Here is a 13,460-nt window from a genome sequence, read left to right on the forward strand (position 1 = left end):
CTGCCGCAGGATCCTTTCCGCGGCGAGGTGCGGAAACCACAGGGACAGGATTCGCTGCCCGTTCTTCCCCGGCCCTTCTTTCCTCGAAATTGCGTTCATCCGGGTTCCACTCCAGTGTGAATTGTCCCGGCAAGGCCGTGCGGCTCTTGCCGATGCTGACGGTGAAGGCGGGGCGGCCGATCGAGCCGGCGAGCGGCCCGGCGAGCGTCTGGCGTGGTGCCGACGGCGCAGCCGACAGGACGAGGCGGACGGATGCCGCCGTCGGTTCGGCCTCGCCGGCCTGGCGCAGCAGGAACACCGGCCGGCCGGCGCTCTGTGCCCGGGCGTGCAGCCGCCGCGTCGCGGTGAGGTCCAGCCGCTGCGGGCTGCCGCGGATTTCGAGGATGACGGCGGCGAGCGCCGTCATCCGGGCGGCTTCCTCGGCGACCCACAGCCCATCGAGGAGCCTTGGCGCCTCGGAAAACAGCAATTGCTCCGGCTCGATCCCGAAAAGGCCATGAAGCCCTCTGGCATAGGGGAAGCCGGCCTCGCGGAAGACCTCCGCGGTGCCGATCCACAGGACCGGCAGTCGCGGCGGCTCCTGTTTGAGGATCAGGCTGACGAGCGACAGGGCGAAACCGGCGACAACCCCGGCATCACGTGTCGCGGCGCCATGGATCTCGCTCAGCGCCGCCTTCGGCAGGCCGCCGCTGAGCGCAGTATCGAGACCCTCCGCGCCGGTGCGCAGAAACGCATCGGGCGGCGCCACGGCGAGGCCGCGGCGGACGATTGTTAGATCTCGGGGCGTGACATCCGCATCAACGGGAGCTGCGCGGGCCGGCGCCTCCAGGCGCTCGGGCAGCGTTCCCTCGATCTTCGCGATCTGTCGGCGCAGGGCAAAAACAGTCTCCCGCGCCACGGCGCTTGTCGCCATGACGGTCAGCTTCCACTCACAATTGTTCCTGTTATGTTCCTATTGATTCCAGAGGCCGCCCGAAGAGTCAAGCGGAGTCATGGGGAATTTATTCCTGTCTGCGCAAAGGCTGCAACCTGGCCATTTGCCGACTCCGGCTCGAAAGCCTATATGCCGGGATCAAAGGACAAAGCATGGCCCGCATCTACAAAACCCGCACCTGGCACGCCGAGCTTTCGCCGTCGATGGAGGAAATGGAGTTCCTGGCGCTGGAGGCCTATGCCCATCTGCCGGAGGAATTTCGCAAGCTGACCGGCGAGATCGTCATCCAAATCGCCGAATTCCCGACCGACGAGATCATGGACGACCTGTCGCTGGAAACGCCGTTCGACCTGCTCGGCCTGTTTGAGGGGCGCGGCATCGCCGAGCGCTGGAATCCGCAGACCGGCGAGGGGCCGAACCGCGTCACGCTCTACCGCCGCGCCATCCTCGACTACTGGGCCGAGAACGAAGAGACGCTGGGCGACATAGTCACCCATGTGCTGATCCACGAGATCGGCCACCATTTCGGCCTGTCGGACGACGATATGGAGCGGATCGAAGAGGCAGCTGAATAGTGTCCAGATGACGGAAGCAGAGTTGCCAATCGGATCGACTGCAATTGGCCGTATAACGACATCCACTGAGCCGCGAATTGATCCAAACCGCCATCGGCTGCACTCGATGAGCTTTGCCGTCTACCCGCAAACACTGTTGTCGAGCCCGCCATTCTCCTGGCGTTAGTCGATTTTTGGCTGTCCAAATTCGACCATCCACTAGCACCGATGATATCGGAATGCGCGATATCCAGCATTAAACGCCAGCAACTGTCGGTTGCCGAAATTCTCATGAAGATGGATACCGTCTCCGGTTATCCGGGCCTTTATGCGGCGCTATCGATCCTTTATTTCAGCTGCGATGACGTCGACGGCCTTGCAGACGCAAGGTTCAACGAAATCAGAGCTGCCTGGGAAAAGCTTCTGTAACGGTCGTATCCTACCAGTCGCTGAGCTTGGTGTTGGGCCCGTATTCCTGGCCCTCGACATCCTTCACCACGGCCTGGCCGCAGCGCATGCTCTTGGTCTGCTTGTCGTAGGCATAGGTCGGCGAACCGAACAGGTGCCAGCCCTTGTTCAGCGCCACCGTCACCTTGTGGCAGAAGCTGGAATCGTCCGGACCGGACAGAAAGCGGTAGAGTTTCATTTTCATTCCTGTGGTGGGTTGCCAATCATGCCCCGATGGCGGCCGCCTTCGCCAGCAGTTTTTCGGCCCGCGCCAGATGCAGCCGCTCGACCATTTTTCCATTCAGTGCGATAACGCCCTTGCCGGCATTTTCGGCAAGTGCGAAGGCAGCTTTCACCAAGCGCGCCTCGGCCACGGCTTCGGCAGATGGCGCGAAGGCCCGGTTCGCGGCATCGATCTGAGCCGGGTGGATCAGCGACTTGCCGTCAAATCCCATGGCGGCCGCTTCCGTGCATTCGCGCGCGAAGCCATCCAGATCGCGAAACTCATTGAAGACACCATCGAGCAGGTCGAGGCCACCGGCGCGCGCGGCGAGCACCATCTGCATCAGCCACGGTGTGAGATAGCGCCGGTCGGGCGTGGCCAGAACGCCGGTCTCCTTGACCAGATCGTTCGTTCCGGCAACGAAACAGACCAGCCGCGAGGCCGGATCGCGGCCAAGCTCGGCAATTGGTCCGATGTTGAGCAGAGCCTTGGGCGTTTCGATCATTGCCCATAGTTTCACCTCGTCCGGCGCGAAATTGTCGTCGAGCACGTCGCCGGCCTCGAGGACGTCGCGCGGCGTGTCGACCTTGGGTAGCAGGATGGCGTCGGGCTCGCAGCGTGCCGCGGCCAGCAAATCGTCGGCGCCCCATTTGCTGGAGAGCGGGTTGATGCGCACGATCATCTCGCAGCGCCGGCCATTATGGTTGGCAACCGCGCGATTGGCGAAGATGCCGGCCAGTTTTTCGCGCGCAGAAACCTTGTCGGCCGGGGCGACCGCATCTTCGAGATCGATGATGACGGCGTCGCAGGCCAGCGATGAGATCTTGGCCAGCGCCTGGTCGTTCGAGGCCGGGACGTAGAGCACTGAGCGGCGCGGGCGGTAGGTTTCGGTCGTCATGTCCGATCTATGCCGTCTGCGGCGGGTCGAGGCAAGCGGTCTTCGCCTGCACGAAAACTGCATAAAACTCCCGAAAATCTCCTCGGACCCGCCTCGCTGCCTGCATTTCGGCTGGCGAGAAGGGCGGCATGCAAGTGCGAGAAAAATCCCGTTGGTCCCTGCCTTACCGCCTCCACAATGACGGTTGGTGGCTCGTAGATCCGCCGCGGGCGCACCGTTCGGCTACTCTCTTCCCCTTCATCCGCAAATCTCCGCCCCGGTATGCCGCCCGGATCAAAGCCGCTGAGAACGTCCGATCATGACATCGTTACTTACGGCCGCTCCGAGCTTTTGCGGGCGATTCGGCGTTGCGGTCCTGCTTGCCGCGCTGGCCGATTTCTTCTTCTACGGGCAGCCGGTCGGCATCACGCTTTTCCTGTTCGGCACTACGCTTGCCGCCGCAGTCGCGGCCATCCATCCCTCGGCGCTCAGCGCCCGCGGCCTGTGGCTCGGACTCGCCGCCCTGCTTGTCGGGCTGCTGCCGCTCATTGAAAATGTCAGTGCGCTGTCCGTCGCGATCGGGCTAGCGGCGATGGTCGTCTTCGCGCTTTGGCTGGTCGGCCGGCTGCGGCGTGGGCTTGCCCGCATTGCCGGCCAGGTCGCGCTCTTCCTGCTCGCGGCACCATTCCGGTTCGTCCACGATTTCTTCCGCTGGCGCAAGGCGGCGCGGCGGCTTGGCCAGCGGCGTATCCGCCTTGCGGCGATCGGCGTCTGGATCATGCCGCTGACCCTGGGCGCAGTGTTTCTCGCGCTGTTCGGCGCCGCCAATCCGGTTATCGAATACTGGCTCTCGCTGATCGATCTCCACGCACTGCTCGACCTCATCCAACTGCCACGGCTGGCGTTCTGGCTGGTCGTGCTTGCCGGCGTCTGGGTCTTTCTGCGCCCGCGCCTGCCGCGCTTTCTCCGCCGCATTGCACATCTCGCATTGCCTATCCCCCTCGGGGTGTCGACAAAACCCGCCAAGGCGATCGAGGACATCGTCTTCGGCAAGGCCGCCATCCTTCGCGCGCTGGTCGTCTTCAACATCCTGTTCGCAATGCAGACCGCACTCGACGCCACCTATCTGTGGGGCGGCATCGCCCTTCCCGACGGGCTGACCTACGCCGCCTATGCGCATCGCGGCGCCTATCCATTGATCGTCACGGCGCTGCTTGCCGCCGGCTTCGTCCTGGCGGCGCTGCGGCCGGGAAGTGCTACCTCCAGCGATCCGCTTATCCGCTGGCTGGTCTATGTCTGGGTGGCGCAGAACATCGTGCTGGTCATCTCGTCGATCCTGCGGCTCGATCTCTATATCGGCATCTATGCGCTGACCTACTGGCGCGTCGCCGCCTTCGTCTGGATGGGGCTGGTGGCGGCGGGCCTTGCTCTGATCATCGCCCGCATCGCACTCGAAAAATCCAATGAATGGCTGCTTTCCGCCAATCTTCTGACGCTTTCGGTGACGCTCTATGCCTGCTCCTTCATCAACTTCGCGGCGCTGATTGCCAACTACAATGTCGAGCACTCATTCGAAATGACCGGCCGCGGCACCAAGCTCGATTTCTGGTATTTGCGTTCGCTCGGTCCCAGCGCCTGGCCGGCGCTTGATCGCTTCCTCGAGCATCAGGCCGAGACGAATGCGGCCAGCATTCCCTCTTACCGCCAACTCGCCCGTCTGCTTGGGCAGGACCAGGCCCGCTACCGCGCGGGCCAGGAAAACTGGCGCGCCTGGAGCTTCCGCGACTGGCGGCTACTTCGTACTCTCGACACATATATCCCGTTCGTGGTTCCTCAGGGCTCCGAACCCTTCGCGCCGGGCCGCTGATCCATGCCGCACAACATCCTTGTCGCCGACGATGATCCGCATATCCGCGAAATCATCTGCTTTGCGCTCGAAAAGGCGGGGATGAAGACGGTTGCCGTATCGGACGGCGCCGCCGCATTGCAGGCGATCGGGCGCCGCGCGCCCGATCTTGTCGTGCTCGACATCGGCATGCCGGAGATGGATGGGCTGGAGGTCTGCCGACGGCTGCGGCATACATCGGATGTGCCGGTGCTGTTCCTGTCCGCGCGTGATGAAGAAATCGACCGCATCCTCGGGCTCGAAATGGGTGGCGACGACTATGTCACCAAGCCGTTCAGCCCGCGTGAACTGGTCGCACGCGTCAAGGTCATCCTGCGGCGCGCCCGCCCGACAAAGGCGGAACAGACCGACGACCGGCAATTCTCGCATGGCAGACTGGCTTTGCTGCCGGCTAGCCACGCGGCCAGCTTCGACGGCAGGCCGCTGGTGCTGACCTCGATCGAATTCGCCATCCTGAAAGGGTTTCTGGCGCGGCCAGCACATGTGCTCGGCCGCGACATGGTTATGGCCAATGCCTATGCCGCCAACATCCATGTCGCCGACCGCACCGTCGACAGCCATATCCGCAACATCCGCGCCAAGCTGGCGGCGGCCGGCTGCACGGATGCGATCGAGACCGTGCATGGCGTCGGCTTCCGGCTCGGCCGGTGCGGCGCGTGACCGCGCATAAATGGCGGCCGCGCCTCGCCACGATCGTTGTTGCCATCCTGATCATGGTGATGGCGCTGCCGCTGGTCGGCCTGTTCTTCTTCCGGCTCTACGAGAACCAGCTGATCCGCCAGACCGAGGCCGAGCTGATCGCGCAAGGTGCGGCCGTTGGCGCCATCTATGCGCAAGAGGTCCGCGACGCCGGCGTCGCCATCGAAAAGCTCGGCGCGGCCGTGCCTGCGGACAGTGCCACCGATCCGGACTCTCGCTACCGGCCGATCGAGCCGCGCCTCGATCTTGCCTCCGACTACGTTCTGCCGGCCCGGCCGCCCGCCATCACCGCGACCGCCCCGGATCCAGCCGTCGCTGCGATCGGCGCGCGGCTGTCGGGCATTCTTGCCGAGACGCAGAAAACCACGCTTGCCGGCTTTCGGCTGCTCGACCCCAAAGGCGTCGTCATCGCCGGGCGCGAGGAGATCGGCCTGTCGCTCGGCGCCGTCGAGGAGGTTCGCCAGGCGCTGGCCGGCCGCTATGCCAGCGCGCTCCGGCAGAGGATCTCCGACGAGCCGCCACCATCGCTCTATTCGGTCAGCCGCGGTACGAGAGTCCGCGTCTTCGTCGCGATGCCGGTCGCGGTCGACGGCAAGGTCGCCGGCGTGGTCTATCTGTCGCGAACGCCGAACAACATCGTCAAGCACCTCTATGGCGAGCGCGGCAAGGTGGGGCTGGCGGCGATCGCCATCCTCGGCGGCACGCTGCTTATCGGCCTGGTCTTCCTGCGCACCGTCAGCCGGCCGATCTACGCGCTGATGGAACGGACAAAGCGCATCGCGGCCGGTGATCGCGACGCGATCAGGCCGCTCGATCATCACGGCACGCGCGAGATGGCGGCGCTTTCCGACGCCTTCCTCGACATGGCCGAAAAGCTGCATGCGCGCTCGGACAGCATCCAGACCTTCGCTACGCATGTCTCGCACGAGCTCAAATCGCCGCTGACCGCGATCCAGGGGGCGGCCGAACTGCTGCGCGATTCGGGCAGCGCGATGGATGAGGGCGAACGGCGGCGGTTTTCGAACAACATCGTCACCGATGCCGAACGGCTCAATCTTCTGGTGCGCCGTCTGCTCGACCTGGCGCGCGCTGAAAATCTTGCGCCCGGCGGCGAAAGCACGTTGGTTGGCGCCGCACTGGCGCTGCTGCCGGCCGAGGACAGGCTGGCGGTCCGTGTCGAGGGAGGCGGCGATATCCGCCTGCGCATGTCGGCCGAGAACGCGGCCATCGTGCTCGCCAATCTCATCGACAATTCGGCGCGCCATGGCGCAACGCTCGTTTCGATCACGGCGGCGAGCGCGGGCGGCAAGGCGACGATTCTGGTGAGCGACGACGGCGCCGGCATTTCGCCCAGCAATCGGGGGCGGATATTCGAGCCGTTCTTCACCACGCGCCGCGATGCAGGCGGCACCGGCATGGGCCTCGGCATCGTGCTGGCCCTTCTGAAAGCGCATGATGGCACGATCCGACTGGTTGACTCCGAGCGCGGCACGCGCTTCGAGATCATCCTGCCGGCTGTATGAATTGGAGCCTGATTCCGAAAACCGGCTTTCGGGATCATGCTCTAGAACTGGAGACGCAAAAAAGTGCGCTACGACGTCGTCATCATCGGCGGAGCCATAGTCGGCTCCTCGATCGCCTATTATCTGCGCGAGGAAGGGTTTTCCGGTTCGATCGCGCTGGTCGAGCGCGACCCGCAATTCGCCCATGCGGCAACGACGCTGTCCTGTGCTTCCATTCGCCAGCAGTTTTCAATTCCCGAGAACATCCGCCTGTCGCAGTTCACGCTGAAACTGTTCCGGCGGCTGACGGAAGAGTTTGGAGCCGACGCCGATATCGGCTTTCGCGAAGGCGGTTATCTCATCCTCGCCGGCGAGAACGGACTGCCGATCCTCAAGGCGAACCACGAGGCGCAGATCGCCGAAGGCGCCGACATCGTCCTTGAGGATGCGGATGCGTTGGTGCGTCGCTTCCCATGGCTATCGGCTGAAGGCATCACCGCGGGCGCCTATGGCCGCAGCGGCGAGGGCTGGTTCGACGCGCATGCGATGCTGATGCTGTTCCGCAAGGCGCTCCGCGAGAAAAACATCGATTTCGTCACCGCTGAGGTGACCGGCATCGAGCGGCAGGGCGACCGCGTCACCAGCGTCAAACTCGACAATGGCGAGCGGCTCGAGGCCGGCATCGTCGTCAACGCCGCCGGGCCGAATGCCGGCAAGGTTTCTGCAATGGCCGGACTGGTACTGCCGGTGGAACCGCGCAAGCGCAATGTCTTCATCTTCGAGGCGCGCGAGAAATATGCCGACATGCCGCTGCTGGTCGATCCGAGCGGCATTTATGTCAGGCCGGAAGGCTCGGTCTACATCACCGGCGGCGCCGAGCCGCAAGAGGGCGACGGCCCCGCCGATCCCGGCGATTTCGAGCCCGACTGGCCGCTGTTCGAAGAGGTGATCTGGCCAGTGCTGGCGACCCGCATTCCCGCCTTCGAAGCGATCAAGCCGACGCGTGCCTGGGCCGGCCATTACGACTACAACACGCTCGACCAGAACGCGGTGATCGGCCCGCATCCGCAGGTCAGAAATTTCCTGTTCGCCAACGGTTTTTCCGGCCACGGCCTGCAGCAGGCGCCAGCGGTCGGCAAGGCGCTGGCCGAGCTGATCGTGCATGGCGGCTACCGCACGGTGGATTGCGCGGCGTTTGGCTACAGCCGTGTCGCGGAGGGGCGGGCGTTTCGCGAATTGAACGTGATCTGAGGCGCCATCGCGTCTATGGCAAGGGCGTTGCCGAGCGCATGGCCCTTAACCGTGTTGTCGAAAATGCACCAGACCTCAGCGCCCGCCGCACTCGCCGCATCCAGCCGCTGCCTGATCGCGATCAGGCTGTCAGTGTCATAGTCCGAGTAATAAATACGCGGCGCGCCATGCAGGCGGAAATAGACGAGGCCCGGCCAGCCGGATGGCGTGGCTGCAGCGGGAACGCGAGCCGGATCGGCTGCCACACGCGCTACACGGAAGCCGGTCAGAAGCGCATCGGCGTCCTGTTCGAACCAGCTCGCATGACGAGGCTCGCAAGCTATTTTCGAGCCGGTTTGCTTTCGCAACAAACCGAAGAACTCCTCGGTGACACGCGGCTCGAAGGACAGGCTGGGTGGCAACTGCACTAGCAGCACAGCGAGCTTCCGGCCTAGGCCTCCGGCCTGCCCGAGGAATGCCCCGATCAGGTCTTCGCAGTCGGCAAGCCGATGCTCGTGTGTCACGGCCCTGGGGATCTTCACGCAGAAGCGGAAATCTTCCGGGACCGAATGCGTCCAACGCTCATAGGTCTCACGGCGGTGCGGCTTATAAAAGGATGAATTGATTTCGACGCCGGCAAGACGGCCGGAGTAACGCTCGAGATGCGCCCCGGATCCCGGGAAAAGATCCTTGTAGCGCGACGGGATGCCCCAACCGGCCGTGCCCACGAAGCATCGATGCTTTTCCATGCTGGAGATGTGGACAGGGCACTGCGCAGGTCAAGGGAGCGATACTAGGCCGAGACCATGCGGCCGGCGCTCACCTGTCAGCACTATTCCGCGTGCTCGGCCGCTGCTTGGCCCCCGCCGGCAGAAAAATGCGTCCGTCAGCGCTCGCGGGCGAACCAGAACGCGTCGGGCATGCGCTTCATGCCGATCCGCTCGTAGAAGCCGACGGCGTCGGGCACGGAAATCAGTGACATGGCGACGGATGGCCCGAGCTGCCGCCGCGCTTCGTCGAGCAGGCCCCTGCCGATGCCGAGCCCTTGCGCCGATTTGCAGACGGCGAGCTCGGAAATATAGCACACCCACGAGAAGTCGGTGATGCCGCGGGCGAGGCCAATCAGCGGCTTGCCAGGCGTATCGAGCCGCGCCGTCAACACCAGATCGGCATTGGCAAGCATCGCCTTCAGACGGACGTCGTCATCGATAGGCCGAGTGACACCGAGGCCGGATTCCACCAGCACGCGGCGGAACTCGGCTGCGTCGAGGGTCGGTTCGCTGGCGTAGAGAACTTTGGGACGTGTTGTCATGCCGGCCAAGGTGCACCATAGGGCGGCGGTTTTGAAGCCGTCTGTGCTCCAGGACCAAGGCCAGCCGAAAACAGCCGCCTTTTATTTGCCCGCAGCTTTGTGTAAACCGGGCGCAAACACATCCCCGCAGAGAAAAGAAGACGGGCAAAGACCATGGAAAAATTCACCAAGCTCACCGGCGTTGCCGCGCCGATGCCGATCGTCAATGTCGACACCGACATGATTATTCCCAAGGATTATCTCAAGACGATCAAGCGCACCGGGCTCGGCAGCGGACTGTTTGCCGAAATGCGCTACAAGGACGACGGTTCGGAAAATCCCGACTTCGTGCTCAACAAGCCCGCCTATCGCAAGGCGCAGATTCTGGTCGCCGGCGACAATTTCGGCTGCGGCTCGTCGCGCGAACATGCGCCGTGGGCGCTGCTCGATTTCGGCATACGCTGCGTCATCTCGACCTCGTTCGCCGACATTTTCTACAACAACTGCTTCAAGAACGGCATCCTGCCGATCACCGTCAGCCCCGAGGATCTGGAGAAGCTGATGGACGACGCCTCGCGCGGTTCCAACGCAACGCTGTCGGTAGACCTCGAAGCCAAGGAAATCCGCGGACCGGACGGCGGCGTGGTCAAGTTCGACCTCGACGACTTCAAGCGGCACTGCCTGCTCAACGGGCTCGACGATATCGGCCTGACCATGGAGAAGGCCGACGCCATCGCCTCGTTCGAGAAGAAGAACGCCGAGTTGCGACCCTGGGCCTGAACGGTACGATGAACCCGGCCGCGCCAGGCCGGGTTCGTGTCGGCTGAACGGAGGGACAGTCATGACACGTTCGCTTCTTGCCGGCGCCTGCGCGCTGGCGTGGATTTTGATGCCGGTGGCTGGCGCGCATGCACAGACCGATATGGTGCTCGTGGCGGCTGACGATGCGTCCGGGGCCGCCGACCTGGGCGCGTCGAGCAATGCGGCCCTAGCCGACGATGACAGCCAAGCACGGGTCCCGTTCGAGAGTGGGCAGCTGACCATCACCCAGCAGGAAGAGTATGGCGAGAAGGTGCTGGCCTATGACGGCAAGCAACTGGCCAGCAATTACGAGGTGTCGTTCGACAAGATCGTCAAGGTCGGCGGGGTCAACGTCGCGCTGGTCGATGTCGGCGATGGCGGCAACCAGTGCGGCCCGGCCACGGTGATCGTCTGGAAGCCAGAAGGCGGCACCATCCAGAGCATCACGGTCGAGCAGGATGAATGTGGCGCACCGCCGGCTGCGATCTCCGACAGCGCCATCTATTTCGTGCCCTACCTGCTGCCGGGCGTTTCCAAGCCGGCGCTGCAATGGTCGCCGACGGACGGGCTGACGACTTCCGGCAATCTCACCTATATGCCGGAGTCCGGCACTGACTGGAAAGACGTCGATCCGTCGAAATACGACAACGTCGTCGACGCTTTCCACAACGAGGCCGTCTTCAGGCTGGCCGAGACGCTGCTCGGCAAGGAGATGCCCGAGATGGCGACCAGCCTGCTGGTCGGCGGCGGCACCGAGAAAACCGCCTCGGGCGCCTTCTATGCCAGCGGCTGCGTGTCGCACGATTGCGGCGGCAATGACGGCTTCATGGCGGTCGATCCGGCCAACCCCAAGCTCTATTTCGCCCGCCGTGGCGACAAGCCCGAGCCGGACGCGTGGCCAGCTATGAACACGTGGCCCGCCGAGGTCAGGGAAGCGATGGACAAGGCGCTCGGCTCGCCGAATTAGCTTCTTGCTTCGCGCCTTCGTTCCCGAGGCGGGCCGAGCGGCGGCTGTCGTACCCTTGGAGCATCACAAAAAAGCCCGGCGCATGGCCGGGCTTTCCGTCGAACAGAGATTTCTATCAATCGCCATCGATCGCCGTGGCCATGCGGGCGATGGCCTGTTGATAGACGCTCGCGGAATTCCAGCCAGCAATTGCGCCCATATTCGCCTGCGCGCTCGCGCCGGCCCGCCACCCATGACCTCTGAGGAAGTTGGCGGTGGAAGCCAACGCAGTGGCCTTGTCGCGCAGATTTTTGTTGCCAACTCCATATGTCAAAACATTCCCCGGCAGGAACTGCGTGTGGCCGATCTCGCCATGCGCGGCACCGACCGACGAGGCGCTCAAAGCGCCGCTATCAACCAGCTTCAGGGCTGCAACAGCATGCGGGTAGAAGAACTCCGGGCGGCGGCAATCATAGGCAAGCGTTAAAATGGCGGAGACCGTATTCTGCTTGCCCAAGTAGGAACCGAAGCCGGTTTCCATACCCCAGATGGCGAGCAACACACCCGGCGACACGCCATAGGTCCGTTCGATCTTGCCGAACAGCGCTGCGTTCGACTTCTTCAGCGAACGGCCCTTGGAAATGATGGTGGACGCGCCACGGCGCTTCATGAAATTTTCCACCGAGCCGCTGAAAGCCTTATGGATGGCGCGGTCGACGCCGATCGTCTTTGTTGCGTAGGTCGCGCGTGCCAGAGCGGCCAGACCCTTCGAGCCTACACCGCTGGCCTTTGCTTCCTGCGCGAACTCCGCCTTCCACGCTTCGAAGCCCGCGCCCGTATTGCCGCATTGGGCGGCCTGTGCGCCTGTTGCCGCCGCAAGCATCATCGATGCCGCCGCCGCGAAAATCTTTCCCTTGGCAAAAAATGCCATGTTGCTCTCCTGGTTGCCTGGATCTTGTCCCGAATACGAATTTGCCAGCGAAACGCCCGCTTGTCACTGTTGGAGTGACGTGCGCCCGCTTCGACGCAGTACGCTCCAGCACTTTACAATCTGCGCATCGTGCTTTCCGAGAATCGGAACCGATTTTCGAGCCGCCGCGCTAAGAACTCGTTTACGCATCCTCACCGCAGCGCTGGCGAATGCCGGAGAACTTGCCTACGATCAAGTAATTATTATGGCGGGGGCTAAAATATTCATGGAAGACGTTGACGTCGTGGTCATCGGCGCCGGTTCGGCGGGACTTTCCGCCGCCAAGACCCTGCGTGTGGCCGGCCTTTCATTCAAGCTGTTCGAAGCGATGAACCGTATCGGCGGCCGCGCCTGGACCAGCGATCAGCATTTCGGCATTCCTTTCGATATCGGCTGCGCCTGGCTGCACGCGGCCGACCGCAATCCCTACTTTCCGGAGGCGCAAGCTGCCCGCTGGACGCTTCACCATCACGACATGAATGTCGATCATCTCTATTATCGCAATCGAAAGGCGAGCGAGGACGAAGAGGCCGCGATGAAAGCGGCCGATAGCAGGCTGTTCGAGCTTCTGGCGGCGCATGAGGTCAAGGTTGGCGACGACGACCGTCTTTCGGCGTTGCTCGCCAAAGGCCATGCGCCGCGCGCCGCCGCCACCTTCGCCGGGCCAATGGACTTCGGCGCCGACGAGGACGAGATCTCGATCCGCGACTTTCAGGCCGCCGCCGATCTCGATCCGAACTATTTCACCAAGGAGGGGTTCGGCGCACTGGTCGCCCGTTTCGGCGCCGACGTGCCCGTCGAGCTGTCGACGCCGGTGCGGAAAATCCTCTGGGACGTGCCTGGCGTCGCCTGCGTCACCGATCGCGGCACCATCCGCGCCAAGGCGGCCATCGTCACCGCCTCGCCGGCAGTGCTCGCCTTCGAGGAGATCGAATTCTCGCCGGCGCTGCCCGACGCACATTTCGCTGCCTTCTTCGACCTGCCGATGGGCATGCTGACCAAGCTGCCGGTCGAAATCAGGGGCACAAGGCTCGGGCTGGCGCCCTTCGACGACCTGCTGATCGAGCGGCTGGCCAGGCA

The 13,460-nt window shown here is 63.6% G+C and carries 15 protein-coding genes; 9 read left to right on the forward strand and 6 right to left on the reverse strand.

Features of this window, described 5'->3' with window-relative positions; all coding sequences use genetic code 11:
* On the reverse strand, positions 1-913 hold a 913-nt coding region (locus tag EOA85_RS12425; RefSeq protein ID WP_127209610.1), incomplete at its 3' end, for a hypothetical protein.
* Between the two features lie 173 nt (positions 914-1,086).
* Between EOA85_RS12425 and EOA85_RS12430 the strand changes: the two genes are divergently transcribed.
* On the forward strand, positions 1,087-1,509 hold the full coding sequence (locus EOA85_RS12430) for a metallopeptidase family protein (RefSeq protein ID WP_029349504.1): 423 nt from the start codon (positions 1,087-1,089) through the stop codon (positions 1,507-1,509).
* A 270-nt stretch (positions 1,510-1,779) separates the two neighbouring features.
* On the forward strand, positions 1,780-1,917 hold the full coding sequence (locus tag EOA85_RS37420) for a hypothetical protein (RefSeq protein WP_164759618.1): 138 nt from the start codon (positions 1,780-1,782) through the stop codon (positions 1,915-1,917).
* A gap of 10 nt (positions 1,918-1,927) precedes the next feature.
* Here EOA85_RS37420 and EOA85_RS12435 read toward each other — a convergent pair whose 3' ends face one another.
* Together EOA85_RS12435 and EOA85_RS12440 are read right to left on the reverse strand one after the other, a co-directional pair.
* On the reverse strand, positions 1,928-2,134 hold the full coding sequence (locus EOA85_RS12435; protein WP_127209611.1) for a DUF1737 domain-containing protein: 207 nt from the start codon (positions 2,132-2,134) through the stop codon (positions 1,928-1,930).
* A 25-nt stretch (positions 2,135-2,159) separates the two neighbouring features.
* Entirely contained in the window at positions 2,160-3,056 is an 897-nt protein-coding gene (locus EOA85_RS12440; RefSeq protein WP_164759619.1) for a CoA ester lyase, read from the reverse strand.
* Positions 3,057-3,354: 298 nt separating this feature from the next.
* On the opposite strand from EOA85_RS12440, the gene EOA85_RS12445 reads away from it, so the two are divergent.
* The 4 genes from EOA85_RS12445 to EOA85_RS12460 all read left to right on the forward strand — a co-directional run bounded on the left by EOA85_RS12445 (position 3,355) and on the right by EOA85_RS12460 (position 8,393).
* Entirely contained in the window at positions 3,355-4,902 is a 1,548-nt protein-coding gene (locus EOA85_RS12445) for a DUF4173 domain-containing protein (protein ID WP_127209613.1), read from the forward strand.
* 3 nt (positions 4,903-4,905) lie between these two features.
* Positions 4,906-5,601: a response regulator transcription factor gene (locus tag EOA85_RS12450; protein WP_065007316.1), complete on the forward strand. Its 696-nt coding sequence runs from the start codon at positions 4,906-4,908 to the stop codon at positions 5,599-5,601.
* A gap of 59 nt (positions 5,602-5,660) precedes the next feature.
* Positions 5,661-7,163, forward strand: coding sequence for a HAMP domain-containing sensor histidine kinase (locus EOA85_RS12455; RefSeq protein WP_164759620.1), 1,503 nt, complete (start codon positions 5,661-5,663; stop codon positions 7,161-7,163).
* Positions 7,164-7,226: 63 nt separating this feature from the next.
* Positions 7,227-8,393 (forward strand): FAD-binding oxidoreductase, encoded by a 1,167-nt coding sequence (locus EOA85_RS12460; protein ID WP_127209614.1) that lies wholly within the window; start codon positions 7,227-7,229, stop codon positions 8,391-8,393.
* On the opposite strand, the gene EOA85_RS12465 is transcribed toward EOA85_RS12460, so the two are convergent.
* Both EOA85_RS12465 and EOA85_RS12470 read right to left on the reverse strand, forming a co-directional pair.
* A complete protein-coding gene (locus EOA85_RS12465) occupies positions 8,342-9,100 on the reverse strand; it encodes a DUF72 domain-containing protein (RefSeq protein WP_348627900.1) in 759 nt (252 codons plus the stop codon). The two genes, EOA85_RS12460 and EOA85_RS12465, sit on opposite strands and share 52 nt — an antisense overlap.
* 158 nt (positions 9,101-9,258) lie before the next feature.
* Complete coding sequence (locus EOA85_RS12470) at positions 9,259-9,684, reverse strand: GNAT family N-acetyltransferase (RefSeq protein WP_127209616.1); 426 nt, start codon at positions 9,682-9,684, stop codon at positions 9,259-9,261.
* 153 nt (positions 9,685-9,837) lie between these two features.
* On the opposite strand from EOA85_RS12470, the gene leuD reads away from it, so the two are divergent.
* Together leuD and EOA85_RS12480 are read left to right on the forward strand one after the other, a co-directional pair.
* Positions 9,838-10,443, forward strand: a complete 606-nt coding sequence (gene leuD / locus EOA85_RS12475) for a 3-isopropylmalate dehydratase small subunit (RefSeq protein ID WP_065007311.1) — start codon at positions 9,838-9,840, stop codon at positions 10,441-10,443.
* Positions 10,444-10,504: 61 nt separating this feature from the next.
* Positions 10,505-11,431 carry a hypothetical protein gene (locus EOA85_RS12480; protein WP_127209617.1) on the forward strand — a complete coding sequence of 309 codons (927 nt, stop codon included), beginning with the start codon at positions 10,505-10,507 and terminating at the stop codon, positions 11,429-11,431.
* 115 nt (positions 11,432-11,546) lie between these two features.
* Here the strand turns inward: EOA85_RS12480 and EOA85_RS12485 are convergent, their stop codons facing one another.
* On the reverse strand, positions 11,547-12,341 hold the full coding sequence (locus EOA85_RS12485) for a lytic transglycosylase domain-containing protein (RefSeq protein WP_065007309.1): 795 nt from the start codon (positions 12,339-12,341) through the stop codon (positions 11,547-11,549).
* A gap of 265 nt (positions 12,342-12,606) precedes the next feature.
* Between EOA85_RS12485 and EOA85_RS12490 the strand changes: the two genes are divergently transcribed.
* A partial coding sequence (locus tag EOA85_RS12490; RefSeq protein WP_127209618.1) for an FAD-dependent oxidoreductase occupies positions 12,607-13,460 on the forward strand: 854 nt, incomplete at its 3' end.

The sequence above is a fragment of the Mesorhizobium sp. M5C.F.Ca.IN.020.29.1.1 genome (assembly GCF_003997375.1).
GTDB classification, from domain to species: Bacteria; Pseudomonadota; Alphaproteobacteria; order Rhizobiales; family Rhizobiaceae; genus Mesorhizobium; species Mesorhizobium wenxiniae.

What these genes read in the sequence shown, in the direction of transcription:
- EOA85_RS12430 (WP_029349504.1), top strand. Translation starts at nt 1,087, where the DNA reads ATGGCCCGCATCTACAAAACCCGCACCTGGCACGCCGAGCTTTCGCCG.
- EOA85_RS37420 (WP_164759618.1), top strand. Translation starts at nt 1,780, where the DNA reads ATGAAGATGGATACCGTCTCCGGTTATCCGGGCCTTTATGCGGCGCTA.
- EOA85_RS12435 (WP_127209611.1), bottom strand. Translation starts at nt 2,134, where the DNA reads ATGAAACTCTACCGCTTTCTGTCCGGTCCGGACGATTCCAGCTTCTGC.
- EOA85_RS12440 (WP_164759619.1), bottom strand. Translation starts at nt 3,056, where the DNA reads ATGACGACCGAAACCTACCGCCCGCGCCGCTCAGTGCTCTACGTCCCG.
- EOA85_RS12445 (WP_127209613.1), top strand. Translation starts at nt 3,355, where the DNA reads ATGACATCGTTACTTACGGCCGCTCCGAGCTTTTGCGGGCGATTCGGC.
- EOA85_RS12450 (WP_065007316.1), top strand. Translation starts at nt 4,906, where the DNA reads ATGCCGCACAACATCCTTGTCGCCGACGATGATCCGCATATCCGCGAA.
- EOA85_RS12455 (WP_164759620.1), top strand. Translation starts at nt 5,661, where the DNA reads ATGGCGCTGCCGCTGGTCGGCCTGTTCTTCTTCCGGCTCTACGAGAAC.
- EOA85_RS12470 (WP_127209616.1), bottom strand. Translation starts at nt 9,684, where the DNA reads ATGACAACACGTCCCAAAGTTCTCTACGCCAGCGAACCGACCCTCGAC.
- leuD (WP_065007311.1), top strand. Translation starts at nt 9,838, where the DNA reads ATGGAAAAATTCACCAAGCTCACCGGCGTTGCCGCGCCGATGCCGATC.
- EOA85_RS12480 (WP_127209617.1), top strand. Translation starts at nt 10,505, where the DNA reads ATGACACGTTCGCTTCTTGCCGGCGCCTGCGCGCTGGCGTGGATTTTG.
- EOA85_RS12485 (WP_065007309.1), bottom strand. Translation starts at nt 12,341, where the DNA reads ATGGCATTTTTTGCCAAGGGAAAGATTTTCGCGGCGGCGGCATCGATG.